At 30.3% G+C, this 24983-nt stretch carries 27 protein-coding genes; 17 read left to right on the forward strand and 10 right to left on the reverse strand.

Annotated features, from left to right (window positions below):
* Window positions 1-117 precede the first annotated feature (117 nt).
* Genes minD through ruvX form a run of 6 tightly spaced genes read left to right on the forward strand, consistent with a single transcriptional unit; the run spans window position 118 to window position 5439 of the window.
* A complete protein-coding gene (gene minD, locus CCY99_RS01165; RefSeq protein WP_112059622.1) occupies window positions 118-915 on the forward strand; it encodes a septum site-determining protein MinD in 798 nt (265 codons plus the stop codon).
* On the forward strand, window positions 912-1151 hold the full coding sequence (minE, locus tag CCY99_RS01170; RefSeq protein ID WP_112059582.1) for a cell division topological specificity factor MinE: 240 nt from the start codon (window positions 912-914) through the stop codon (window positions 1149-1151). Before minD ends, minE begins: the two co-directional genes overlap by 4 nt.
* On the forward strand, window positions 1135-2163 hold the full coding sequence (locus CCY99_RS01175) for a divergent polysaccharide deacetylase family protein (protein WP_112059583.1): 1029 nt from the start codon (window positions 1135-1137) through the stop codon (window positions 2161-2163). The genes minE and CCY99_RS01175 overlap by 17 nt, the downstream gene beginning before the upstream one ends.
* Window positions 2160-4271: a hypothetical protein gene (locus CCY99_RS01180; RefSeq protein ID WP_112059584.1), complete on the forward strand. Its 2112-nt coding sequence runs from the start codon at window positions 2160-2162 to the stop codon at window positions 4269-4271. Before CCY99_RS01175 ends, CCY99_RS01180 begins: the two co-directional genes overlap by 4 nt.
* On the forward strand, window positions 4268-5065 hold the full coding sequence (locus tag CCY99_RS01185) for a DNA-processing protein DprA (RefSeq protein WP_112059585.1): 798 nt from the start codon (window positions 4268-4270) through the stop codon (window positions 5063-5065). The genes CCY99_RS01180 and CCY99_RS01185 overlap by 4 nt, the downstream gene beginning before the upstream one ends.
* The gene (gene ruvX / locus CCY99_RS01190) at window positions 5062-5439 is read left to right on the forward strand and encodes a Holliday junction resolvase RuvX (protein ID WP_112059586.1); all 378 of its coding nucleotides are present in this window, start codon (window positions 5062-5064) and stop codon (window positions 5437-5439) included. The genes CCY99_RS01185 and ruvX overlap by 4 nt, the downstream gene beginning before the upstream one ends.
* Before the next feature lie 51 nt (window positions 5440-5490).
* Here ruvX and CCY99_RS01195 read toward each other — a convergent pair whose 3' ends face one another.
* The 10 genes from CCY99_RS01195 to hisF form a co-directional block, all read right to left on the reverse strand.
* Entirely contained in the window at window positions 5491-6138 is a 648-nt protein-coding gene (locus tag CCY99_RS01195) for a DNA methyltransferase (protein WP_112059587.1), read from the reverse strand.
* A gap of 126 nt (window positions 6139-6264) precedes the next feature.
* Entirely contained in the window at window positions 6265-7044 is a 780-nt protein-coding gene (gene mreC / locus CCY99_RS01200; protein WP_112059588.1) for a rod shape-determining protein MreC, read from the reverse strand.
* Window positions 7045-7054: 10 nt separating this feature from the next.
* A complete protein-coding gene (locus tag CCY99_RS01205; RefSeq protein WP_112059589.1) occupies window positions 7055-8092 on the reverse strand; it encodes a rod shape-determining protein in 1038 nt (345 codons plus the stop codon).
* A 32-nt stretch (window positions 8093-8124) separates the two neighbouring features.
* The gene (clpX, locus tag CCY99_RS01210; protein ID WP_112059590.1) at window positions 8125-9402 is read right to left on the reverse strand and encodes an ATP-dependent Clp protease ATP-binding subunit ClpX; all 1278 of its coding nucleotides are present in this window, start codon (window positions 9400-9402) and stop codon (window positions 8125-8127) included.
* A complete protein-coding gene (gene lpxA / locus CCY99_RS01215) occupies window positions 9395-10168 on the reverse strand; it encodes an acyl-ACP--UDP-N-acetylglucosamine O-acyltransferase (RefSeq protein WP_112059591.1) in 774 nt (257 codons plus the stop codon). The genes clpX and lpxA overlap by 8 nt, the downstream gene beginning before the upstream one ends.
* A gap of 6 nt (window positions 10169-10174) precedes the next feature.
* The gene (fabZ, locus tag CCY99_RS01220; RefSeq protein ID WP_112059592.1) at window positions 10175-10627 is read right to left on the reverse strand and encodes a 3-hydroxyacyl-ACP dehydratase FabZ; all 453 of its coding nucleotides are present in this window, start codon (window positions 10625-10627) and stop codon (window positions 10175-10177) included.
* 63 nt (window positions 10628-10690) lie between these two features.
* On the reverse strand, window positions 10691-11812 hold the full coding sequence (locus CCY99_RS01225; protein WP_112059593.1) for an epoxyqueuosine reductase QueH: 1122 nt from the start codon (window positions 11810-11812) through the stop codon (window positions 10691-10693).
* 108 nt (window positions 11813-11920) lie between these two features.
* On the reverse strand, window positions 11921-13006 hold the full coding sequence (gene rlmN, locus CCY99_RS01230; protein ID WP_112059594.1) for a 23S rRNA (adenine(2503)-C(2))-methyltransferase RlmN: 1086 nt from the start codon (window positions 13004-13006) through the stop codon (window positions 11921-11923).
* A complete protein-coding gene (locus tag CCY99_RS01235) occupies window positions 12990-13538 on the reverse strand; it encodes a purine-nucleoside phosphorylase (RefSeq protein ID WP_112059595.1) in 549 nt (182 codons plus the stop codon). The genes rlmN and CCY99_RS01235 overlap by 17 nt, the downstream gene beginning before the upstream one ends.
* A 2-nt stretch (window positions 13539-13540) precedes the next feature.
* Window positions 13541-14335 (reverse strand): imidazole glycerol phosphate synthase subunit HisF, encoded by a 795-nt coding sequence (gene hisF / locus CCY99_RS01240; protein WP_258442934.1) that lies wholly within the window; start codon window positions 14333-14335, stop codon window positions 13541-13543.
* A 117-nt stretch (window positions 14336-14452) separates the two neighbouring features.
* Here hisF and rsmA point away from each other — a divergent pair, with 117 nt between their 5' ends.
* The 11 genes from rsmA to CCY99_RS01295 are packed head-to-tail and all read left to right on the forward strand — an operon-like array spanning window position 14453 to window position 24923.
* Window positions 14453-15238 (forward strand): 16S rRNA (adenine(1518)-N(6)/adenine(1519)-N(6))-dimethyltransferase RsmA, encoded by a 786-nt coding sequence (rsmA, locus tag CCY99_RS01245; RefSeq protein WP_258442936.1) that lies wholly within the window; start codon window positions 14453-14455, stop codon window positions 15236-15238.
* Window positions 15239-15259: 21 nt separating this feature from the next.
* Window positions 15260-17275, forward strand: coding sequence for a ribonuclease J (locus CCY99_RS01250; protein ID WP_112059597.1), 2016 nt, complete (start codon window positions 15260-15262; stop codon window positions 17273-17275).
* 2 nt (window positions 17276-17277) lie between these two features.
* Window positions 17278-18240 carry a KpsF/GutQ family sugar-phosphate isomerase gene (locus tag CCY99_RS01255; protein ID WP_112059598.1) on the forward strand — a complete coding sequence of 321 codons (963 nt, stop codon included), beginning with the start codon at window positions 17278-17280 and terminating at the stop codon, window positions 18238-18240.
* 4 nt (window positions 18241-18244) lie between these two features.
* Window positions 18245-18484 (forward strand): DUF2443 family protein, encoded by a 240-nt coding sequence (locus CCY99_RS01260; protein WP_112059599.1) that lies wholly within the window; start codon window positions 18245-18247, stop codon window positions 18482-18484.
* A gap of 25 nt (window positions 18485-18509) precedes the next feature.
* Entirely contained in the window at window positions 18510-19565 is a 1056-nt protein-coding gene (locus CCY99_RS01265; RefSeq protein ID WP_112059600.1) for a quinone-dependent dihydroorotate dehydrogenase, read from the forward strand.
* 49 nt (window positions 19566-19614) lie between these two features.
* The gene (locus CCY99_RS01270; protein ID WP_258442908.1) at window positions 19615-20883 is read left to right on the forward strand and encodes a pitrilysin family protein; all 1269 of its coding nucleotides are present in this window, start codon (window positions 19615-19617) and stop codon (window positions 20881-20883) included.
* Window positions 20884-20895: 12 nt separating this feature from the next.
* Window positions 20896-21783, forward strand: coding sequence for a 4-hydroxy-tetrahydrodipicolinate synthase (dapA, locus tag CCY99_RS01275; RefSeq protein WP_112059601.1), 888 nt, complete (start codon window positions 20896-20898; stop codon window positions 21781-21783).
* Window positions 21780-22583, forward strand: coding sequence for an enoyl-ACP reductase (locus CCY99_RS01280; protein WP_112059602.1), 804 nt, complete (start codon window positions 21780-21782; stop codon window positions 22581-22583). The genes dapA and CCY99_RS01280 overlap by 4 nt, the downstream gene beginning before the upstream one ends.
* A 20-nt stretch (window positions 22584-22603) precedes the next feature.
* Window positions 22604-23152 carry a CDP-diacylglycerol--glycerol-3-phosphate 3-phosphatidyltransferase gene (gene pgsA, locus CCY99_RS01285; protein WP_112059603.1) on the forward strand — a complete coding sequence of 183 codons (549 nt, stop codon included), beginning with the start codon at window positions 22604-22606 and terminating at the stop codon, window positions 23150-23152.
* Between the two features lie 2 nt (window positions 23153-23154).
* Window positions 23155-24222, forward strand: coding sequence for an RIP metalloprotease RseP (gene rseP / locus CCY99_RS01290; protein ID WP_112059604.1), 1068 nt, complete (start codon window positions 23155-23157; stop codon window positions 24220-24222).
* A gap of 8 nt (window positions 24223-24230) precedes the next feature.
* Window positions 24231-24923 (forward strand): YggS family pyridoxal phosphate-dependent enzyme, encoded by a 693-nt coding sequence (locus tag CCY99_RS01295; protein WP_112059605.1) that lies wholly within the window; start codon window positions 24231-24233, stop codon window positions 24921-24923.
* Window positions 24924-24983: the final 60 nt, after the last annotated feature.

A 24983-nucleotide genomic window follows, 5' to 3' on the forward strand; every position in this document is an offset into this window, starting at 1 on the left:
CACAATATTTCTTATAGAATAGCTTCATTTAAAAATTTAAGATTCTTTATTTATTTGCCGAAATTTGCTATATTACGCAAAAAATTAAAAGCTAAATTTAAGGTGATTTAAGTGGGAATGGTAATAACGATAACTTCCGGCAAAGGTGGCGTAGGCAAATCAACTGCAACGGGGAATCTCTCTGTAGGACTTGCAAATCGTGGTAAAAAAGTCGTGGCAATCGACTTTGATATAGGTCTGCGGAATCTTGATATGATTTTGGGGCTTGAAAATCGCATAGTTTATGATGTAGTCGATGTGATGGAGGGCAAATGCAATCTAAATCAAGCCCTAATAAACGACAAGCGAAGTAAGAATCTCTACTTCCTCCCAGCCTCGCAAAATAAAGATAAAAATATCTTGGATAAGGACAAAGTCAAGGTTTTAATCGAGGAGCTAAAAAAGATTTTTGATTTTATTATTATAGATTCCCCAGCTGGGATTGAGAGCGGATTTGAACATGCTATTTTTTGGGCAGATAGGGCGTTTATAGTCGTTACGCCTGAGGTTAGTAGTGTGCGGGACGCCGATAGAGTGATTGGCATAATCGATGCAAAAAGCGATAAGGCAAAAGAGGGCAAGGAAGTCCAAAAGGCATTAATCATCAATCGCATTAAGCCAGATTTGGTTAAAAAAGGCGAGATGATGAGTAGCGATGATGTGCTTAGCATTCTTGGGATTCCGCTACTTGGGCTAATCCCAGAAGATGAGAAAATCATCACCGCCACAAATAGTGGCGAACCAGTCATTTATAACAAATCCACAAAAAGTGCCAAAGCTTACGAGCGGATAAGTGATAGAATCTTGGGGAAAGAAGTGGCATTTGAGATTGAAAGCGATGGATTCCTAGAAAATCTAAAAAGGTTGTTTAAATGAGTTTCTTAGATTATTTTAAACCGAAAAATTCCGCTAAAAGTGCCAAAGATAGGCTGACTTTAGTCCTCGCACACGAGCGAAGTGCCAATATCCCGTATATCGATGAGATGAAAAATGAGATTATTGCAGTGATTAGAAAATACACAAAAAGCGATAAAATTAATTTCAAAACCGACGGCAATCAAGACATAAATATGCTAGAAATAGAAATCACATTAAATGAAAAAGTTACATAACTTTATGATTCTCTCTTTAATATTAGCCATTTTTTCAATTTTAGTTGATTTAGGCACCACTAGAGATGTTCCTACTCCAAAAGCTGATAATATACTTCATCTCTCAAATAATACAAATAAAATCAAAGAAATTGATAGAGAAATAGAATATTTAGAAGAGCAAAATGACAAAGTAAGCACCTATACTAAGCAATATAAAAAGCGAGTTGATTACGATAAAAATCCAACCTCATCGGAAATACAAGACTATAAAGATAATATAATTGAGGAAGTGGTTACAGAAAAAAAGCCTAAATACAATAAGATTCTTAAGGATTCTAAGCCAAAAATTGTAATTATCATTGATGATATTGCAAATAAAAAACAATTAGAAGAAATAAAAAAAATAGACCTAAAGCTAACTCCTTCCATTTTTCCAATATCAAAAAATGATAAAGATATGCTAAAAATGGTAAATGAATTAGATTTTTTTATGATACATTTGCCATTAGAAGCAAAAAAATATACTGATGAATTAGACACAATAAAAGTAAATGACCCTGATATAAAAATACAAACAAAGATTGAAAATATTAAGAAAACAACACCAACAATAAAATATATCAATAATCACACAGGAAGTAAATTTACTGCCAATAAAGATGAAATGGAAAGGCTTTTAAATATTTTAGATAGTCATAATATTATATTTATTGATAGCCGAACAACACCAGATTCTAAACTTAATGAAATCGCAAAAGAGCAAAATAGACTTATATTATATAGAGATATTTTTATAGATAATAATCTAGATTCTCATTCGCTAAATAATCAATTACAAGAAGGTGTAAATCTTGCTAAACAACGAGGTTATGCCATACTCATAGCACACCCTCATAAAGAAACTTTAAGGGCTTTGAAACAAGCAAAAGATAGTATATTAAAAGATGTTGATATTATTTATATTGATGAATTAAATAATATATTACAAGATGCAAAAGTTACGCAATATGCACAAAGAATCCATAAATGAATAAAAACATAAATATACTAAATAAATTTAATCTAAAAGGAAGTATATTAAGTATCAATAAAACAAATGATTCCATAGTAGTCGTAACACAAAATTATCAAGCATTTAGGATTGATATAAAAAATATCCAAATAAAAAATCTAACAACTCTTATTAATTCAAAATATCTGCCACATAAATATGCAAAAAATTCAAGTGCGAGTGATAAATTCGTATGTTTAGCAGAAGTCAACTCAAAAATTATCTCAATTGCAAAAATCACAGAATCTATAAATCTATTCCTTAAGCTAAAAAGCCATAAAAGTGATATTAGTGCTTCTTGTTTTTCAAAAGATGGAAACTATCTCGCAAGTGGTGGTGAAGATGGTCGTGTGCATTTGTATGAAACAAATAATTTTAGAAAAATATTATCACTCCCTTATCGCCCAGATTATATCTCATCATTAAATTTTTCAAAGGATTCTAGGTTTTTATTCGCATCTTGCTTCAATAAATCAAATATTATTTTTGATACGCAAAGGGCAAAAACTATTGGGATATTTAATACAAATGAGGTTGTAGAATGGGGAGATTTTTTTGATAATAACTCTAAATTATTTGTCATTTTGCGGAATCTAAATGCAATAATATATGACACTAGAGCAAATCAAGTTTTAAATATTTCAAGCCCTTTTACATCTTGGCCATCGATATTTTGCATAAATGATGAGGAAAATACAGCTATTGTTGGCTCAAGAGATTCCACTATTTATATAATAAACATAGAAAAAAATATAAAAATCTTTAGCCTAAAGCTTGAAAATTCCACTGGAATAAGTGCATTATGTCTGCATTTAGGGTATATATTTATAGGCTATACAAATGGTGAATTAGCTATTATAAGCTATAACGATAAAGATGATGAATTCAAAACAGCTTGTGAGAATAAAGACTACAAAACAGCCGCTAATTTGCTTGATAAAAATATATTTTTATCACTTCTGCCTTGTTCAAAAATATTCGATGAGGATTGGGATAAAATCTTAAAAGATGCCATAGAACTTTTAGGACAAAATAAAATAGATGAAGCATTGGAGATTGTAGAGCCATTCACAAAAGATATTTCTAAAAAAGAAGCATTTAATTTTTATCTAAACAAAAAAGATGTGTTGAAAAAATTTCGAGAGCTAATTGATAATAGATTCTACGAAGAAGCCTATAATATGACTTTACAAACTAAATTTCTAACAAAAACATCGCATTTTGAGATACTAGAAAATATTTGGTATAAATCGTTTAATACCGCAAAAAAACTATTAGAAGAAGATTCTGCGAATGTGGATATTGCCAAAAAACACTTGGAATTATTTCTAAAAACGCCTAAAAAAGAGGCGATTATGCAACTTTTAAATAATCTACATATATTTAGAGATGCTGAAAATTTCGTAAAAGAACAGAAATTTAAAGAATATTTTGCTTTAACTTCTAATTTTGGATACCTAAAAGATACTGAGTTGTATAAAAAAGTATTGCTATTGGGGGAGAATCTTTTTGAAAAAGCAATGTTTTATGAAAATAAAAATGAATATGACGAATTTCACAAAATAGCAAAATTTCTACAATCTTTCCCACAATACAAAGAAAGTATAACAACTTGTATGGTCGCAGTTGCAAAAAAAATAGAGATATTAAATCTCATAAAACAGAATAAAAAATATGATGTTTATAAACTTGCCATGGAATTTGAAGAATTACAATATTTAGATGAATTTAAGGCGTATTGTGAGGAATTCAATGAAATATATCAACAAGCAAGAGAAATGGCTTTTAAGGGAATGCCAGAAGCATTAGAGGGCATATTTAAAGATTATATTCAAATAAATTATTGGTTTGATAAAATAGAGCATACTTTTAAGATAGCTTATTTAGAAGAATTTAATAATAAAATAAAAAGCCAAGATAAGGTAAATTGGGAGCTAAGTATAAAACATTATATTAATATTTTTGGAAAAGATGATGATATAGTGGGATTCTGCGTTCAAAATAACTTTAAAAAATTACTCGAGGGCGAAAATGATGAAAATGATTTTAGAGAGCCTTTTAGATTCCAAAAAACATTAATCCAATGACACAAATAAATACACTAGAAAAGATTCCAGAATCTCTATTAAAGCTAAAATCACCGCCCAAAAAGCTATATTTTATTGGCGATACTAAATTACTTGATAACTTTAAAGTAGCCATTGTAGGCACAAGAAAACCAAATCAATATACAAAAAATATAACTGCTTTACTAGCTCAAAAAATTAGCAAATATGCAACTATTGTAAGTGGCGGAGCTATCGGCGTAGATTGTATCGCACATACAAATTCATTTCCTAATACAATTATGATTTCCCCATCAAGCTTGGAGATAATCTACCCAAAAGAAAATATGCGATTAATCAAAAATATCGCAAAAGATGCTTTAATATTAAGCGAATATGAAAAAAACTATATGCCACAAAAATACAGCTTTTTAGAACGAAATAGAATCGTAATTGCACTAAGTGATATAGTTATTTTACCGCAAGGCGATATAAATAGCGGGACAAGCTCGAGTGCTAGGATTGCAGAAATATTAAATAAACTAATTTTCACACTACCCCATAGATATAAAGAAAGTCAGCTTACAAATCATCTAATAGAGCAAGGCAAGGCAAAGGCGATTTATGATATTGATAATTTTATAAAAGAAAATATACCTTTTATAGAATCTCAAGTAGAATCCCAAGTGGAATCCACAACAAACGATGAGATTCTAGATTTTTGCAAAAATGCACCAAGTTTTGAAATGGCTTTTAGTAAATTTGGAAATAAGATTTTAGAGTATGAATTTTTAGGACTTTTAGAGCGTAAAGGAAATATTATAACAATAAAATGATTGCTATTGATTTTGGATTAAAGCGTATAGGGATTGCACAAAATTGCAATGGCGTAATAATCCCACTTAAACCGATAATACGAAAAAATAGAAACCAAGCTGCGAACGATTTAGACAAGATTCTATATGAAAAAAATACCAAGATTCTAGTAATAGGCGTAGCAAATGATGAGATGCAAAGCCGAATAAAGCATTTTACTACTTTGCTTAAATTTAAAGGTGAAATAGTTTTTGTAGATGAGAATCTCACTTCACAAGAAGCCGAGAATCTTATAAATAATCGAGATAATAGCCACACTCTAAGAAAAAATGGTGTAATAGATAGCTTATCTGCGATGATAATAATGCAAAGATATTTAGATAAATCCAAGTAATAAGTGCTATAGCTGCGAATTTTATTAATATTTTTAAGATTCTAAGATTTATTAATATCTTTTATCACTACCGATAAAAATACGATTTTTTTCCTTAACGCAATCAAACACACTAAAACTTCCAGCAGCAGGGTCAAGAACAATGTCATTAATATCTGTGCAAGATTCAATGAGTGCTTTTTGCAAGCCCTTTGGTTTGCTATGAGGGTGGAGCTTTAGCTCTTGTGGGGATATTTTTTCACTCCAAATATCACGGATATTGCGAATCTTCCAAGTGCCTTTTGCCCGAAGTGGCTTTTTTTGCAAGATTAAAAGATATTCGCTTTGCTTTCTTGTGCGATAGCCCATTCCCATTTTGCCCTTATCCCAAATAATTAAATCTACAATTTGCAATTTTGTATCTAAAAGCCAAGGATAAATTCCCTCGCATAAATGAAATTTATCAATCCAAAGCATTAGATAATGGCTATTTTTTAAAACCCTATCAATCTCTAAAATAAATGCTTTTATCTTAGATTCTTCCATCTGGATTAATCTAAATCTACCTTTTTGCCTTTCTCCTTCATTTCCATATTTCATCTTATCTAAAACACCGCGATATTGTGGGTCAAAAAATGCTAAATCGATAGAATTATCTTGTATTTGTTTAAGCAAATCTAATCCATCTATTTTTAGTTTTTTATTAATTAAATGTTTCACTTAATGCCTTTTTAGGATAGATTGTCTTTGTAGCAACATCTCCACAAAATCTTACTTTTATTTATTTGGATTCAAGGTTTAAAAAGAGTTAGCTTATTTGTATAATACAACTTAAATATATTATTTTTAATCATCATTAATATCTACTAACCAAAAATAACCTATATCATCATTTTTATTATATAAATCAATTTCTGCTACTATATATCCATATTCCTGTGATACTTTTTTGATTTTTCCTACCTTTATGCCTTCAAAAAATATATCATCTAATCCATTAGTAACGACCTCATCACCCTCTTTAATCTCGCTCCAAGCATTAATATACTCAATGACAACATTACCACTAGCATTATTCTTTAGAATCCCGATAGATTTCGATTCTCCAATATATACACCATAACTTGCCTTAGAATCCCCATTTAAGATTCCAACTAAACCATTATCTTTATTTATAGCTATGCCTGCAGCAAATCCATTCCTAATAAGACCAAAAACCTTATCAGTATCAGGATTTTTAAAATTATCTCCTTTTAACCAAACCTTAGAATATTTTCCCATATTTACATATGAATAAGCTTCGACTAAAAATACATTTGGGAGAGATGGTTTTTTGTTTATTTCAAGTAATGTTGAAAGCTTTTGTATATTCTCTTCTAAGGCTAAAATAATTATTTCATTATGCTCGTTTATAATATCTACATTTCTTAATCGCTCAATTTCCTTAGCTTGACTAAAATATTTATCAATCGAAACACTAATAGAATCCTTTAATGAAAAAATATTTTCTTTCATAAAATTACTAAATGATGTTATATAAACAAAAATCCCTTTATTTATCTCTAAAACGAATAAAAAACATACAAATACAATACATAACCAAAGGAATTTATTTTGTTTCTTCATTTATGAAATATTATTCTTCATACATTAATTGCTCTAAGATTCCATCTTCATCAAGGACTTTTCCTGTTCCTTTTGCAACTGAGAGTAATGGCTCATCAGCAACATAAACAGGAAGCCTAACAATATCTGCTAAATATTTATCAATCCCTCTTATTAATGCCCCTCCACCAGTTAAAACAATACCATTTTCAACAATATCACCCGATAAATCAGGAGGCATAACCTCTAAAACACTTTTTAATGCATCTGCAACATCGCGAAGTGGCTCTTTCATCGCCTCTCGAATGTCTTCACTTGTAAGCTCGATAGTATTTAAAAGTCCGCTAACTTGGTCTCTACCCTTAACTTGCATTGATAATAATTCCTCTAGTGGAGAAGCGCAACCTATCTTGATTTTAATCTCTTCGCCTGTTCGCTCACCAATCAAGAGATTATATTTTTTTCTCACATAATCCACAATGGATTCGTCCATTTTATCACCTGCTACACGAATAGATTTACTTATCACAAGCCCACCTAATGAAACCACGCCAATCTCTGTAGTTCCACCACCAATATCAATAACAAGACTTCCTTGCGGGTCTTTTACGGGAAGTCCCGCACCAATAGCTGCTGCCATTGGCTCTTCTATCAAATAAACTTCTCTAGCACCTGCACTTGTGGCGGATTCCTTAACTGCTTTTCGCTCAACTCCAGTTAATCCATAAGGCACACAAACTATAATTCTTGGGCGAATAAGTTTTTTTCTATTATGTGTTTTTTCTATAAAATGTCTAATCATCTTTTCGGACATATCAAAATTTGCTATAACGCCATTCCTCATAGGTCTTATAGCTTCTATGCCATCTGGCGTTTTACCCATCATTTCCTTAGCTTCTTTGCCAACAGCAAGGATTTTATTTCTACTATATTTATTACATTGAACAGCCACAATACTTGGCTCATTTATAACAATACCCTGTCCTTTTACTAAAACAACCGTATTTGCTGTTCCTAGGTCTATTGCAATATCTTGCGAAAACATACCTATAATACTATCTAAAATCATTATTAAACCTTTCCTTACAATTTTCTCTTAAATCAAACTATTTTCTTTTTAGTTTTCCCATTATTTTTAACACTTTTCTTTATCAACATTGGGGGCTTATTGCCAGATACAAAATCGCTTGTTATTATTAATTTACAACCGACATATTCTTTAATATCAAACATTAAATCAACCATCAAACCTTCCATAACAGCTCTAAGTGCTCTAGCTCCGGTTTTTCTATCAATCGCTTTTTGTGCTATTAATCTTAAGGCTTTTTCCTCGAATTCTAATTCTACATTATCGAGAGAAAACATTTTTTGATATTGTTTAATTAAAGAATTTTTTGGTTTTAATAATATATTTAGCATCGCATCTTGATTTATCTCATTAAGTGTGGCGATTATATGAAGACGACCGATTAGCTCTGGAATCATTCCATAATTCATCAAATCACCAGAATCTACCAAATGAAAATAATTTTCATCGTTATTTATGGCTTTTTTATCGCTATTAAAACCTAGCATATTTCCACCCAATCGTTGTTTAATAATATCATTTAAACCATCAAATGCACCACCGCAAATAAATAAAATATTTGTTGTATCAATCTGGATAAATTCTTGATGTGGATGTTTCCTGCCACCTTGTGGAGAAATATTTACTATGCTTCCTTCAATAATCTTTAATAATGCTTGTTGCACACCTTCGCCAGAAACATCTCTAGTTATTGAACGATTTTCGGAAACTCTTGCAATTTTATCTATTTCATCAATAAAAACTATACCCATTTGCGTTCTCTCTATATCGCAATCAGCCGCTTGATAAAGTCTTGTTAAAATATTTTCCACATCTTCACCAACATATCCAGCTTGTGTTAGACTAGTGGCATCAGATATTGCAATAGGAACATCTAGAAATTTTGCGAATGTTTGTGCCATTAGTGTTTTGCCACTTCCCGTTGGTCCTAATAATAAAATATTTGATTTCGTAATCTCAACATCATCATCACAAATCATATTTTTTTGCGAGATTCTTTTATAATGGTTATAAACTGCCACAGATAAAAGCTTTTTAGCCTCATCTTGACCTATTACATAGTCATCTAATGCGGATTTTAAAATCTTTGGAGATATATTGCTAAAATCTACAATATCCTCCTCATTATATTCTATATTGTCAATCCTATCATTTACCCTAACCATTGCCATAATACTTTCTATATCATTCCTTTGACAACAATTATTACATATATAAAAATCCTTTTGAAAATAAATAGGATTCTCATCGCTCTCAAAAGAATGACATAAGCTACATCTTTTTTTACTCATTAATAATACCTCGTTTATATGGAATACCACGCTTTGAATCTATAATAAACTTACAAATATATCTTATACTATCTCTTGTAGTTGTCTCTAAAAACTCTGCTGCCAATTCTTTAATAGGTTTATCTCCAGATAGTAGAATCTTATAGATATGGCTTATCTCATCTATCTCTTCATATGAAAATACTCTTCTCATTTTATATTTATTTAAACCTCTAATTGTGGCTCGATTCCCCTCTGCTAAGCAATATGGAGGAATATCTTGAGATACTGCAGATGCCCCAGCTAACATACATCCATCACCGATATTTACAAATTGATGGATAGCACTTAATCCGCCGATATTTACTTGATTTCCAATATGGATATGTCCGCCTAAAGTTGCACAATTCGCAAAAACACAATCATTCCCAATAACACAATCATGAGCAATATGCACATATGCCATAAAAAGATTATTGTCCCCGATTAGCGTTTTTCCACCTTCGCCTGTGCCGGGAGAGAACATCGTAAATTCTCTAATCATATTATTTTTACCAATGATTAGCTCTGTTTTCTCACCCTTGTATTTCAAATCTTGCGGAGGATTCCCAAGAGCAGCATATGGGAAAATACTAGTTCCATCACCAATTGTAGTGTGTCCGCTTAAGCTTACATTATTATAAATCTTGCAGTTTTTGCCAATCTTTACATTTTCCCCGATAACGCAAAATTCCCCTATCGTTGTGCCCTCACCAATATGTTTTGTTTTAATTATCGATGTATTCATTTATTCTTAACTTTCTTCATCACCTAGCATAGCTTTTAATTCTGCTTCTGCTACTAATTTATCATCTACAAATGCCTTTGCATCAAGCACCCAAATTTTGCCTTTAATTTTTATCACTTCAAGTTTATATACAAGTTTATCGCCGGGAATAACCATAGAGCGGAATTTCGCCTTATCGATAGTCATAAAATATACACTTTTATTATCAATCTCCTCTACTTTGTCGCCATATCCGCTACAAAATGCCAGAATCCCACCAGCCTGTGCCATTCCCTCGATGATAAAAACCCCAGGATAAAGTGGTCGCTTAGGAAAATGCCCCAAGAAAATCGGCTCATTAATCGTTATATTTTTATAAGCCTCAATGCTTTTAAACTCTACCATCGAAGTAACCTTATCCACAAGTAATATGGGATATTTATGTGGCAAAATTTTTAAAATTCTATCTATTTCTATCATTAATTAATGTCCTAAAGGTTGAAATTTTATAAGAATCTTTAATTTTACTATATTATCTAATAATTAAAGCTTAATAAGTTCAAAAATATCCATATTTTGAAATACACTATCTATATTGATTTTTACATTATCATCAATCATAGAATCTAAAACAATAAAAGGTTTTATGCTATCTGCTCCTAGAATTTTTATCCTAAATTCTAATTCATCATCATAAAGCGGTGGATTATAAATCATATCATAAACATTTTTATAATCTTTCTTAAAAATTAAATTAATACTATTAATATCGATAAATAGGGCATTATCACAGAATCCAAGCATAATAGAAGCATTATTAAAACTTATCTTTTTCCAAAATATTTTCCCACTTTTTAGATTCTTAACAGATTTAGAATGTGTAAAAATATAAGATGGCAAAACCATAGATTTTTTAGTAGAATCTTGATTTATTGGGTTGATTTTGACAACAGAACCGCTTAAGAGTCTATAAGCATTAATTGTATTTTTTTGTAGAATGTGGGGAGTTTTATCTCTTTCAAATTTATTTAATTTAATAAAAATATCTAGATTCCACTTTATGCTACCTTTTAGAATCTGCCCTCCTATATCATTGAATAATTCAAATGCTAGTTTATTTGCACGATTTCGTTGCTTTTCTAAAGCAAAAAAACAGCCACAATAATTTTGTCTATAAAGATTAGAATCTTTGGCTAATTTGCTTTGCCTTTGTGTGCCTCCATCGCTCCTAACATCAATCTTTACAAACTCAAGTCCAAATTGTTTTGCTATATTATCACCTAGCAAAAATAGCTCGTTTTGCCTTTTCATAGGACTTGCTAATAATGTTGTCGTTAGTGATTTTTCATCTAATTGTGATGCCAAAACTGCACTCTTAAATAATCTCTCATCAAAGCATAAAGAGCATCTTTCGCCTTTTTCTTCTTTGTATTCTAATCCTTTGATTTTGTCAAACCAAGATATAAAATCATAATCACCAACAATCAAATCAATATCTAGAATCTTACAACTTCTTTTGACATCAAAAAGTCGTAATTCATACTCTTCCTCTGGGTGAATATTTGGATTATAAAAAAACGCTATAAACTTCTCATTAGGATAGATTTTTTTAAGCTCTTGCAAGAAATAATGGCTATCAACAGAACAACATATATGAACGAGCATAGAAATTCCTATTTTTTATTTGCATATAATAAAAAACCAATTATTCCAATAATAAAAACAATTGCTAGGAAAATCATCAATAAAAAATCAAGCAACATTATCTATCTCTTATTTTGTTTCATGTGAAACATTTTTATTTTTGCTATCAACATATTTCAACTGCCCACAAGCTGCGTCTATATCACTTCCTCTAGATTCTCGAATCGTGCATAAAAGACCTTTTTTGCATAGAAAATCTGCGAATCTTTTGGCTTGTTCTATATCTGGTCGCTGAAATTTGCTCCCACTATAAGGATTAAAAAGTATAATATTTACTTTTGCTTTTATTCCATTAAGCAATCGTAATAAATCCTTAGCATTTTTTATACTATCATTTATATCTTTAATCATAAGATATTCAAACATAACTCTTTTTCTCATATCAATTGGAAATTTTCTCACACTTTCCATTATACTTTCTATATTATAAACTTTATTTATCGGCATTAGTTTATTTCTAGTTTCATCATTTACTGCGTGTAGGGAAATAGCGAGTTGCACCCCTAAATTAAGACTTCCTAAAGCATCAATCATTGGTGATATTCCACTTGTTGAGATAGTTTGTCTTCGTGTAGAAATAGACAAGCCATCAATATGGGAAATAATCTTTATTGCTTTGATTAGATTATCAAAATTATCTAATGGCTCACCCATTCCCATATAAACGATATTTACACATTTTTCTGGCAATATTTTATTCTCTTTTTTGATTGCAATAACCTGCTCTACAATCTCGCCTACAGTTAGATTTCTAGTAAATCCACTTTCTCCCGTGCGACAAAATTTACAGCCGATTTTACAACCAATTTGTGATGAAACACAAATTGTATATTTCTCTCGACTTTTAATATTGTCATTTTCATCAAATTCCTTATCGCGCATTTTTAAAAATACGGATTCAAATGTATAATTATCCTTAGTAGAAAAAAGATATTTTTTTGTGCCATCGATACTAGTTTGTATATTATTTATTTCTAGGTTTTTAGCGCTAAATTGATTGTGTAGTTTATTTCGCATTTCTTTTGGAATATTTATCATCATATTAAAATCATCTTCATAGTTAATATAAAGCCATCTCCAAACCTGTTTTGCCCTAAATGATGGAGTTAAAACTGACTTTAATTCATCAAGATTATAATTAAAAATATTTTCCATAATTCTCTCTTGTGTAAGATTCCAAATAATCTTTAGCAGATTTATGATTTTTTAAAAAACTTTTATGTGCTTCTAAATCGCAATAATTCGTAACACAAAAAATTCCAAATGCTGGAATCTCAAAATATTGCGCCACCCTTAAAATACTAAAAAACTCCATATTTTCGAGCAAGATTCCAGCATTAAGCATATGCTTTGAGATATTTTCATCTGTGGTTATGTAATTGCTACTATTTACGATAATTTTATTTTCTAGGTTTTGCGTTTCATGTGAAACATTTTCTATTTTATTAAAAATAGGTGTATAGGAATTATGCATTATAAAAGAAGATTCTATTTGCATAGCAGTAGAACTAACAAAAATATCAAATATATTAATCTCTTTATCATAGCTTCCCACACTTCCAACAAAAATCAATTCCTTTGGAGAATCTTTTAGGATAATAGAGCTTAATATCATCGCACTATCAACAAGCCCTACTCCTATTTCTTTAGCAAAACTAAATTTTTCTCCACTTGCACAAATAAACATTGTTAAATCCTAATTGGAATATTATTATCTTTTAAATATTGTTTTAATACTGGAATCTCTATTTCCTTATAGTGGAAAATACTTGCAGCTAGAGCAGCATTTGCACCGGAAAAATATGCATCTTTTATATGCTCCATAGTTCCAGCTCCTCCACTTGCAATGAGCGGAATCTTAATATTTGATGATGTCCATTGTATAATATCCAAATCATATCCATTTTTCGTTCCATCGCTATCCATACTTGTTAGTAATATTTCCCCTGCTCCAAGAGATTCTACTTTCTTAACCCAAGTAAAATAATCTATATTTGTATCAATCCTACCACCATTTATAAAAACATTCCATTTAAAATTATTATTTCTTTTTACATCAATAGCAACCACAATACATTGAGAGCCAAACCGCTTTGCACCCTCTTCAATCAAACTTGGATTATTAATTGCCGAAGAGTTTAAGCTTATTTTATCGCAACCAGAATCTAAAAGTTTATACATATCTTCAAGGCTTTTTATCCCGCCACCAACCGTAAATGGTATAAAGATTTCTTTTGCTACAGCTTTAACCACATCGATTAATATATTTCTATCCTCATTTGTCGCTGTAATATCTAAAAATACAATTTCATCTGCCATTTGGTTATTGTATCTACTTGCTATTTCTACAGGATTCCCCACATCTTTTAAATCAAGAAAATTTACCCCTTTTACAACTTTGCCACTTTTTATATCAAGACAAGGAATGATTCTAAAAGCTAGATTATCATTTGATTGTTTTTCTTGAAAACTATTTATCTCAATATTCACCCTTAGACCTTTAACTTTAAAGATACTTGATATTTTATCAAAAAAAAGATAGAATAGTAAATTATGCCTTTTTAAAATCTTATAGCAATCTATAAGGGGAGAAGTTCTAAAATAAAAGCAAATAAAAAGTTTGGGCAAAATTTTCTAAAAGATGAACTTTATTTAAACAAAATCATCGAATCTATGTCCAATATGCTAGAGGAATATAAGAGTGAAAATATTTCCTTAGATATTATTGAGATTGGACCCGGCTTGGGTGATTTAAGCGTAAAGATATTAGATTGTTTTAGTTTAGTTGCTTATGAAATTGATAGGCGATTGTGTAAATATTTAACTAATAGATTCTCTACAGATAAGTTTAAATTATACAATAAAGATGTTTTGTCGATAGAATTTAATAAAAATGGTTGGTTGCATAATAAACCTTATATTTTGGTGTCAAACTTGCCATATTATATAGCCACTAGAATCGTATTAAATGCACTAAAAGACAAAATGTGCAAAGGAATGATAGTAATGACACAAAAAGAAGTTGCTTATAAATTTTGTGCGGATGCCCAAAATAATGATTTTTGTGCTATTAGCGTTTTAACACAAAGTGTTAGTCAAAAAACAACATTAATTGCGATAGTTCCGCCGAATGCATTTAAACCTATCCCAAAAGTAGAATCTGCTATATTTAGTATAAAAAAAAATGATAATGAAATCAAAGATGGTTTTGAAACTATGGTAAAAGAGGCATTTTCATATCCAAGAAAAAAGCTTATAAAAAATCTTTCACATATAAAAAATCTAGATTTAATATTTAAAAAGCTAAATATACAAAATAATGCTAGAGCTCATCAAATAACTACGATTCAATATCACCAAATTTTTGAAAATTTATATCAAAAATAATTTAATTTTTAAGGGAATTATATGGAAAATAATAATGAAAATACCAACAATCAAATACCTGAGGGCAATAAAGATAATAAAATACAAAATAATCAACCTTCTGAAAAAAAGGTATTCAGGAAATGGAAACCAAAAGAGCAAAGAGACAAATCAAATAAGGAAAATAAAAACTACAATAGGGATTATAAGAAAGATTCCACAGAAAAAAGATTTAATTCTTACAATAATTCTAATAATCAAAAACAAGATGGGGTTAGCAATATACAAGAGGGTTTAAATGAAAAATCAAATCTAGGACTTCATAAAGACCTTAAAAAGATTGTTGAATTAAACAATAAAAGCTACAAAAACACATTGAATCCACATTATAAATTAGACCTAAACACAAGAGCAAAGATTCGCATTACTCCACTTGGCGGACTTGGTGAAATCGGCGGAAATATAACTGTAATTGAAAGTCAGGATTCTGCTATTATTGTTGATGCGGGAATGAGCTTTCCAGAAGCAGAGATGCACGGAGTTGATATTTTAGTCCCTGATTTTAGCTATTTGCACGCAATAAAGGATAAAATCGTAGGATTGATTATAACGCACGCACACGAAGACCACATAGGAGCTGTTCCGCATTTATTTAAACAATTGCAATTCCCAATATATGGAACTCCACTTCCACTAGGAATGATTGGAAATAAATTTGATGAATATGGCTTGAAAAAATTTCGCTCATTTTTTAGGATTGTTGAAAAAAGAAAACCTATCAAAATAGGAGATTTTGAAGTAGAATGGATTCACATAACCCACTCAGTAATCGATGCAAGTGCATTAGCGATTAAAACTACTGCGGGGGTAATCCTACATACGGGTGATTTTAAAATAGACCATACACCAGTAGATAATTTTCCAACAGATATTCATAGACTTGCATATTATGGAGAACATGGCGTAATGCTAATGCTAAGCGATTCTACAAATTCACATCGTCAGGGATACACTCCAAGCGAATCTAGTGTAGGTCCAGCATTTGAAAATATATTTAAAAATACCCAAGATAGAATAATAATGAGCACATTTAGTTCCAATATCCATAGGGTTTATCAAGCAATAAGTTATGGAATAAAATTCAATAGAAAAATCTGCGTAATTGGTCGCTCAATGGAAAAAAACCTTGAAATCGCAAGGCAATTAGGATATATAAATATTCCACAAAATGCTTTTATAGATGCTCACGAAGTAGAAAAATATAGTGATAGTGAAATATTAATAGTAACAACTGGAGCACAAGGCGAACCAATGAGTGCATTATATAGAATGGCTACAGATGAACATAGACATATTAAGATTAAACCAACAGACACTATAATAATCTCGGCAAAACCAATTCCGGGAAATGAAAATAGTGTTTCAAAAGTTATAAACTTCCTAATGAAATCTGGCGCAAAAGTCGCATATCAAGATTTTAGTGAAATACATGTAAGCGGACACGCCGCTCAAGAAGAGCAAAAATTAATGCTAAGATTAATAAAACCAAAATTCTTTCTGCCAATACACGGAGAGTTTAATCACCTAGCCAAGCACAGAGAAACAGCCATTAAATGTGGTATTTTAGAAAAAAATATTTTATTGATGGAAGATGGCGACCAAATTGAAGTTTGTCCAAATTATGTTAAAAAAATACGAAGTGTAAAAAATGGAAAATTATTTGTTGATAATCAACTAGGGAAAATTATTGACAATCTAACTGTTTTGGATAGACAAAAACTTGCTGAAGATGGAATAATAATAATTGCAATGCAAATAAAAAATAATAAGATTGTAGAAAATCCTAGAATCCAAACATTTGGATTACTTGGAGATAAAGAAGAAAGAATGTTTGTAAAAGAATTAGACGATGCAATAAAATTATATGTAAGCACCGCAAAAGTAGAATCTTTAAGCAAGAATCTAGAAGGGAATCTAAAATCCCATTTAAGAAAAATAGCATTTAAAAAGTTTAAAAAATATCCTACAATAGTGTTAAATATATATTTCTTAGGATAAAAATGAATTTTAAAGAAATAGCATCTTATGTATTAGAAATAGAAGCGAATGAGCTACTAAGAGCTTCTAAAAATATAGATAAAACTATGCTGGATAATATTATCAATGAAATCTACCATTCAAATGGTAGATTGGTGGTAATGGGTGTTGGCAAGAGTGGGTTAATTGGAGCAAAAATCTCTGCAACATTATCTAGCACGGGAACACCTAGCTTTTTTGTGCATCCCACAGAAGCTATGCACGGAGATTTAGGGGCTATTTGTAGAGATGATATTGTGCTAATTATAAGCTATAGTGGCGAAAGTGATGAGATTATTAATATAATGCCACATTTACAAAAAATATCCAAAAAAATAATTACAATGACGAAAAATAAAAATAGCACCATCTCAAAAATGGGGGATTATTTTTTGGATATTAGTATCACAAAAGAAGCTTGTCCGCTAAATGTCGCTCCAACCTCATCTACAACCTTAACACTTGCTCTAGGAGATGCCCTAGCTGTTTGTCTAATGCGAATTAGAGATTTTAAAGAGCATAATTTTGCTAGGTTTCACCCCGGTGGAAGCCTTGGGAAGCGATTATTTATAAAAATTAAAGATTTAATGCAAAAAGATAATCTACCAATCATTTCTAAAGATATTTGCCTAAAAGATGCCATAATCAAAATGACAAATGGAAAATTAGGAAGTGTTTTAATAGCAGAAAATAACAAACTTATTGGAATCCTAAGCGATGGCGATTTAAGACGAGCAATGATGAGAGATGATTTTAGTTTGGATAATATGGCGATAGATTATGCTACATTAAATCCAAAAATTTGTGATGATGAAAATACTTTAGCTTATGATATTTTACATTTAATTGAAGATTCTAAGATTCAATTACTTATAATAACTGATAAAGATAAGAATATAAAAGGTGTAATACATATGCACAAACTAATAGAAGCAGGGATAAAGTGAACAAATGTTTGATAAAATAGATTCTATTTTAAGAGATATAGAGGATATAGAGCAAGAAATCAAGATTCTATTAAATATCCACAAGATAACATTAATAGATTATATTATGATTAAACGATGTAGCATAGACTATCCACCGCATATAAAAATGTGGATGATAGAGCAAATAGATAATGAAATAGATAAATTAAAATTAAAAATTGATGAGCTAAATAAGGTCAAAAAAGAATTTTTAATTTGGTAATATAATGAAAATTTAAAAAGGTTTAATGATGTATCAAGAAATAAGACCATATCTATTCAAATTTGACCCTGAAAATATACACTCAATAACAGAAAAGCTTCTTATTATGACTCAAGTTACACCTATGGTTTTAGAATATCTAGCAAAAAAATTTTGCATTATTGATGATAAATTAAAACAAAATATTTGTGGGCTTAATTTTTACAATCCTGTTGGGCTTGGTGCAGGATTTGATAAAAATGCAACAATGACAAAAGCTTTAAGTGCATTTGGATTTGGATTTATAGAAATTGGCACAGTTACCCCAAAACCACAAGAGGGGAATCCAAAACCTAGAATCTTTAGATTTGTAGAAGAAAAAAGTATCCAAAATTATATGGGATTTAATAATGATGGAGCTAAAAAAATTTTCCAAAGAATACAAAGAATTTATCCATTTGTTATACCCATTGGAGTAAATATAGGAAAAAATAAAATAACAGAGCAAGAAAAAGTTATTTTTGATTATAAAAAACTAGTTTCACAATTTAAAGAATCTAGCGATTATTTCGCACTAAATTTATCTTCACCAAATACACCAAATCTACGCGACTTACAAAATGAAGAGTTTGTTAAAACCTTACTTACAGAACTAAGAAAACAAACTAAAAAGCCAATTTTTCTAAAAATCTCTCCTGATATGGATATAGATTATATGCTAAGAGTTTGTGAATGTGCGGTTGATAATGGTGCAAATGGGATAATTGCAACAAACACAACTATAGATTATTCATTACTTAAGAATCCAAAAGATAAAGGCGGTATAAGTGGATTGGCATTAAAAAATCGTTCTAGAGAAATTTTTCAAATACTAAGTGAGAATCTATTTGAAAAAACGATATTAATCTCAATAGGTGGAATTGATGATGGAGATGAAGCCTATGAACGGATAAAATTAGGTGCATCTTTAGTTCAAATTTATACAGGAATGATTTTTGAAGGTCCGGGAATTGTCCAAGAAATAAATAAAACGATTTTAGAAAGATTAAATGAAGATGGATTCAAAAATATAAGTGAAGCCATTGGAAAAAGTTTATATTAGGAATAAGATGATAAAAAATATTAGATTTATAATTTTTGGAGTAATTTTAATGAGTAGTTATGCCTTTAGCAGTGCTTTGTATAAATATGATGAGATGGATTTGAAAAATGGCTTAAAAGTCGTTGTAATCCCTATGAAAAATAATAGTAATGTAGTTGATATAAATATTTTCTACAAGGTTGGAAGTAGAAATGAGGTGCTTGGGAAAAGTGGAATCGCTCATATGCTAGAACATATGAATTTCAAAAGCACAAAGAATCTAAAAAGTGGCGAGTTTGATAATATAGTAAAACAATTTGGTGGCAATACAAATGCTTCTACAGGATTTGATTATACACGATATTTTATAAAATCAAATAAAACTAATTTAGATAAATCCCTAGAATTATTCGCCGAAATGATGACTAATCTATCGCTAAAAGATAGTGAATTTCAAACTGAACGAGCAGTAGTTATGGAAGAACGACTTTGGCGAACAGATAATTCCCCAATGGGATATTTATATTTTAGGCTTTTCAATACCGCTTATATTTATCATTCCTATCATTGGACACCAATTGGCTTTATGGATGATATAAAATCGTGGAAAATTGATGATATAAAAGATTTTTATAAAACCTATTATCAACCTCAAAATGCAATAATCGTAGTGGCTGGAGATATTGAATCTAAGATTGTTTTCAATGCGGTTAAAAAACATTTTAATCACATCAAAAATACTTCTAAGATTCCAAAAATACATACAATAGAGCCAAAACAGCAAGATAGAAGATTCATAGAAATAAAAAAAGAAAACCAAGAAGTAGAGCTATATGCCCTAGCTTATAAGATTCCAAACTTTGAGCATAAAGACCAAATTGCATTATCAATTCTAAGCTATATTTTAAGTGGCGGAAAAAGCTCTATATTGGTTGAAAATATTGTAAATAAAGAAAAACTCGCTCAAAGTGTTTATGCCTATAATATGGACTTAAAAGATGAGGGTTTATTTTTATTTATGGCGGTTGGAAATAAAGATATAAAAGCCGAACAAATAGAATCTTCTATTTTAAAACAAATAGAAAATATTAAAAATGGGAAGATTAATAACAAAGATTTAGATAAAGCAAAAATAAATGTTAAAGCTAGTTTTATCTTTGGATTGCAAAATTCATCGCAAGTTACTTCACTTTATGGTAGCTATTTTGCAAGAGGAAATATTGAACCTCTATTAAATTATGAGGATAATTTTGATAAACTAACTATAAATGATATTATAGAAGTCGCAAATAAATATTTTAAAAGCGAATCTTCAAGCACTATTTTTTTAAGAAAATAATTAGGATTTTAAATGAAAGAAATTATCGGTGCTATGAGTGCTCTTATTACACCATTTAAAAATAATAAGGTAGATTTTGTCAGCTATGAAAATACGATAAAACGACAAATTAAATATGGAATGGATGCCTGTCTTACTATGGGAACTACAGGAGAATCTGCCACTTTAAGCCATAAAGAACATATGGAATGCATAGAAACCACGATTAATGTATGTAAAAATACAGGAATTAAGGTTTTAGCAGGTGCAGGGAGTAATTCCACAAAAGAGGCGATAGATTTAGCAAAATTTGCACAAAAAGCTGGAGCGGACGCCATTCTTTGCGTATCTCCATATTATAATAAACCAACACAAGAGGGCTTATATCAGCATTTTTTAGCAATTGCAAATGCCATTGAGATTCCCATTATGCTATACAATATCCCGGGACGAACGGGAGTAAGCATAGATATTTCCACCATAGAGCGATTAAATAAAGCAAATAGAAATATATATGCGATAAAGGAGGCTGCAGGAAATATCGAAAGAATAGTTGAAATAAACGCTAGAATGCCAAATTTTAAAATATTAAGCGGTGAAGATGCTATAAATCACCCTATTTTAGCAAGTGGTGGTTGTGGTGTTGTGTCAGTTACTGGAAATCTTTTACCAGATAAAATAGTAAATTTAGTAAAATATGCCAATAATGGGGATTATCAAAATAGTTTAAAGGAAAATGCAGAACTATTTGAAATAAACAAAGTGCTATTTTGTGAAACAAATCCAATTCCAATCAAAACAGCAATGTGGATTTATGGATTAATTGAAACCTTAGAGTTTAGACTTCCTCTAAGTAAAATGGATACAAAAAATATTAAATTGTTAGAAAAAACTTTAGAAAAATATGAGGTAAAAAAATGAATTCACGCTTAAGAGAAACTGCAGAGTATATGAGAGGGAAAACCTTAGTAATAAGTGGTGCAACAAGAGGAATTGGCAAGGCAATACTTTATAAATTTGCCCAAAATGGTGTGAATGTCGCCTTTACATATAATAAAAATGAAGAGGAAGCAAAAAATATAATTAATGATGTAGAATCTAAATATAATATAAAAGCAAAGGCATATCCGCTGAATGTGCTTGAACCAGAGCAATATATAGAATTATTTAAACAAATTGATGATGACTTTAATCGTGTTGATTTTTTTATCTCAAATGCAATAATTTATGGTAAAAGTGTAGCAGGTGGTTTTGCTCCATTTATGAGATTAAAACCCAAAGGATTAAATAATATTTATACAGCAACTGTTTTAGCATTTGTTGTTGGCTCACAAGAGGCTACAAAAAGAATGAAAGAAGTAGGCGGTGGCTCAATAGTAACCCTAAGCTCAACGGGGAATCTTGTATATATGCCAAATTATGCCGGACACGGAAGCTCGAAAAATGCTGTGGAAACAATCGTAAAATATGCAGCACAAGAATTAGGCGAATTTGGAATAAGAGTAAATGCCGTGAGTGGCGGACCAATCGATACAGATGCTCTAAAGGCTTTCCCAGATTATGAGGTTGTAAAAGCAACAGTCGAAGAAGAATCCCCATTAAATAGAATGGGAACACCAGATGATTTAGCCGGAGCAGCATTTTTCTTATGCGATAATACGCAAAGTTCGTGGCTTACAGGGCAAACTATAGTAATTGATGGTGGCACAACATTTAGATAATTGACTTATAGCAGGAAAATATGTCTTTCTCAAAAAATCTACCAAATATCCTAACTATAATTAGGATAGTGCTTACAATACTAATGCTTATAATAATCATATATGGAACTAATATATTTCCAAGTTGGGTTGATTATTCTTGGATAAATTATTCAGCTTGTTTGATATTTGGCATTGCAAGTTGGACAGATTTTTTTGATGGATATATTGCAAGAATATATAATGTAAAAAGTAAATTTGGAGAAGTTTTCGACCCATTAGCCGATAAAATGCTAATATTAGGAGCATTTATAGGTCTTTTATTGCTTGATAGGGCGAGTCCTTGGGCAGTTTTTCTAATATTAAGTAGAGAGTTTTTTATAACAGGACTTCGTGTAATTGCCGCAGGTGATGGTAGAAATATAGCTGCAAGCAATCTTGGAAAATATAAAACAGGATTCCAAATTACAGCAATCGCTTTTCTACTAGCAGATTTATTTCCCGGAGGAACATTTTTATTATGGTGTGCTACGATAATAACGATATATTCGGGTTATGACTATACAAAACAATATTATAAAAGTAAGTGATTATGTGGTTAATTGTTTCAATCTTAGTTTTATCTTTTTTGATATTTTTCCATGAAAGTGGACATTTTCTAGTAGCTAGACTTTTTGGTGTAAAAGTTGAGGTTTTTAGCATTGGTTTTGGTAAGAAAATATGGACAAAAACATATAAAGGGACACAATACGCAATTTCTGCCATTCCTCTTGGCGGATATGTGAAAATGAAAGGTCAAGATGACTTAAATCCAAATGAAATAAATAGTGATGATGATAGTTATAACACAAAAGCTCCTTGGAAACGAATTTGTATATTATTTGCCGGAAGTGGAGCAAATATACTTCTAGCATTTTTACTATATATTATCATTGGAATATCTGGGATAAATAGCCTTCTTCCTATTATTGGTGATGTGGTAAAAGATTCTCCTGCACAAAATGCAGGATTAATTGCTAATGATAAGATAGTTAAAATTGATGATAAAAATATCAAAACTTGGCGTGATATGAGTGATTACATTAGCAAAAAAAATACCTCGATAAATATAGAATATCAAAGAAATGGGCAATTATACCAAACAACATTAACACCAAAGATTCAAGATTCTAAGAATATTTTTGGAGAAGATATAAAGCAAGGCTTTATTGGCATTAAGGCAAAAGGCGAGGTTGGAAAAGTTAATTACACACTAAGTGAAATAATTCCATTTGCATTTAATGAGACTTTATTCGCAGGAAAATTAATATTACTTGGAATCCAAAAATTAATAACGGGGATTCTGCCTACAAGTCAGCTTGGCGGACCAATTGCAATAGTGCAGATAATTTCTCAAGCACAAGAAGCTGGGATTATTGCATTATTAGGACTTAGTGCTTTAATATCAATAAATCTTGGAATCCTAAATCTATTTCCAATACCTGCTTTAGATGGGGGACATATAGTTTTCACAGCCTATGAGTGGATTTCAAAAAAACCTTTAAGCGAAACAACTATATATAGACTTACTATATTTGGGTGGATTCTATTATTTGCGTTAATGATATTAGGTTTATACAATGATATATCGAGAATAGCCACAAATATACCTTTAAAATAGGAAAAGTAATGATAGATAAAACAAAAAGAGAAGTGCAATTAAAAGAAAATCTAAGAATCCTAATTGAAAATATCGAAGAAGAAAGACTAAAATATTCTTCACATCAAATAATACAACTAGTAGCAGTTTCAAAATATGTTAGTTTATATGATATTGTAGCACTCTATAATGCAGGACAAAGAACATTTGGAGAAAATAAAGTTCAAGATTTAAAGCTAAAAGCCCAATCTTTAGATAATCTACCTATACAATGGCATATGATAGGCACTTTACAAGAAAATAAAATAAATCAACTTATATCATTAAAACCGACTATGCTTCAATCTCTAGATTCTATAAAGCTTGCTAAGAGTATTCAATCAAAATTAGAACAAAACAATACAAAGCTTAATTGTTTGCTTCAAGTTAATAGCTCAAATGAACTAACAAAAAGCGGTTTTAGCTTGGATTCTGCTATAGATTCATATAAAGAAATATTAGAAATTGCTCCAAATATAAATTTGCAAGGGATAATGACAATTGCTACAAATACAGATGATAAAAAAATCATAGAATCCTGCTTTAAAAAAACAAAAGATATTTTTGACAAACTTACTCCAATAGGTGCTAAAATATTATCTTGTGGAATGAGTGATGATTATAAAATCGCAATTGCAAATGGTGCAAATATGCTTCGTATAGGCTCTAGAATCTTTAAATAGCTATTTAAAATATGCTTTTGTTAAGATTTTATATATAAATTTAATGCTAATAATTTACAT

It is taken from the genome of Helicobacter sp. 16-1353 (assembly GCF_003288815.1).
Classification (GTDB): Bacteria; Campylobacterota; Campylobacteria; order Campylobacterales; family Helicobacteraceae; genus NHYM01.

What these genes read in the sequence shown, in the direction of transcription:
- minD (WP_112059622.1), top strand. Translation starts at nt 118, where the DNA reads ATGGTAATAACGATAACTTCCGGCAAAGGTGGCGTAGGCAAATCAACT.
- minE (WP_112059582.1), top strand. Translation starts at nt 912, where the DNA reads ATGAGTTTCTTAGATTATTTTAAACCGAAAAATTCCGCTAAAAGTGCC.
- CCY99_RS01175 (WP_112059583.1), top strand. Translation starts at nt 1,135, where the DNA reads ATGAAAAAGTTACATAACTTTATGATTCTCTCTTTAATATTAGCCATT.
- CCY99_RS01180 (WP_112059584.1), top strand. Translation starts at nt 2,160, where the DNA reads ATGAATAAAAACATAAATATACTAAATAAATTTAATCTAAAAGGAAGT.
- CCY99_RS01185 (WP_112059585.1), top strand. Translation starts at nt 4,268, where the DNA reads ATGACACAAATAAATACACTAGAAAAGATTCCAGAATCTCTATTAAAG.
- ruvX (WP_112059586.1), top strand. Translation starts at nt 5,062, where the DNA reads ATGATTGCTATTGATTTTGGATTAAAGCGTATAGGGATTGCACAAAAT.
- mreC (WP_112059588.1), bottom strand. Translation starts at nt 7,044, where the DNA reads ATGAAGAAACAAAATAAATTCCTTTGGTTATGTATTGTATTTGTATGT.
- CCY99_RS01205 (WP_112059589.1), bottom strand. Translation starts at nt 8,092, where the DNA reads ATGATTTTAGATAGTATTATAGGTATGTTTTCGCAAGATATTGCAATA.
- clpX (WP_112059590.1), bottom strand. Translation starts at nt 9,402, where the DNA reads ATGAGTAAAAAAAGATGTAGCTTATGTCATTCTTTTGAGAGCGATGAG.
- lpxA (WP_112059591.1), bottom strand. Translation starts at nt 10,168, where the DNA reads ATGAATACATCGATAATTAAAACAAAACATATTGGTGAGGGCACAACG.
- fabZ (WP_112059592.1), bottom strand. Translation starts at nt 10,627, where the DNA reads ATGATAGAAATAGATAGAATTTTAAAAATTTTGCCACATAAATATCCC.
- CCY99_RS01225 (WP_112059593.1), bottom strand. Translation starts at nt 11,812, where the DNA reads ATGCTCGTTCATATATGTTGTTCTGTTGATAGCCATTATTTCTTGCAA.
- rlmN (WP_112059594.1), bottom strand. Translation starts at nt 13,006, where the DNA reads ATGGAAAATATTTTTAATTATAATCTTGATGAATTAAAGTCAGTTTTA.
- CCY99_RS01235 (WP_112059595.1), bottom strand. Translation starts at nt 13,538, where the DNA reads ATGTTTATTTGTGCAAGTGGAGAAAAATTTAGTTTTGCTAAAGAAATA.
- CCY99_RS01250 (WP_112059597.1), top strand. Translation starts at nt 15,260, where the DNA reads ATGGAAAATAATAATGAAAATACCAACAATCAAATACCTGAGGGCAAT.
- CCY99_RS01255 (WP_112059598.1), top strand. Translation starts at nt 17,278, where the DNA reads ATGAATTTTAAAGAAATAGCATCTTATGTATTAGAAATAGAAGCGAAT.
- CCY99_RS01260 (WP_112059599.1), top strand. Translation starts at nt 18,245, where the DNA reads ATGTTTGATAAAATAGATTCTATTTTAAGAGATATAGAGGATATAGAG.
- CCY99_RS01265 (WP_112059600.1), top strand. Translation starts at nt 18,510, where the DNA reads ATGATGTATCAAGAAATAAGACCATATCTATTCAAATTTGACCCTGAA.
- CCY99_RS01270 (WP_258442908.1), top strand. Translation starts at nt 19,615, where the DNA reads ATGAGTAGTTATGCCTTTAGCAGTGCTTTGTATAAATATGATGAGATG.
- dapA (WP_112059601.1), top strand. Translation starts at nt 20,896, where the DNA reads ATGAAAGAAATTATCGGTGCTATGAGTGCTCTTATTACACCATTTAAA.
- CCY99_RS01280 (WP_112059602.1), top strand. Translation starts at nt 21,780, where the DNA reads ATGAATTCACGCTTAAGAGAAACTGCAGAGTATATGAGAGGGAAAACC.
- pgsA (WP_112059603.1), top strand. Translation starts at nt 22,604, where the DNA reads ATGTCTTTCTCAAAAAATCTACCAAATATCCTAACTATAATTAGGATA.
- rseP (WP_112059604.1), top strand. Translation starts at nt 23,155, where the DNA reads ATGTGGTTAATTGTTTCAATCTTAGTTTTATCTTTTTTGATATTTTTC.
- CCY99_RS01295 (WP_112059605.1), top strand. Translation starts at nt 24,231, where the DNA reads ATGATAGATAAAACAAAAAGAGAAGTGCAATTAAAAGAAAATCTAAGA.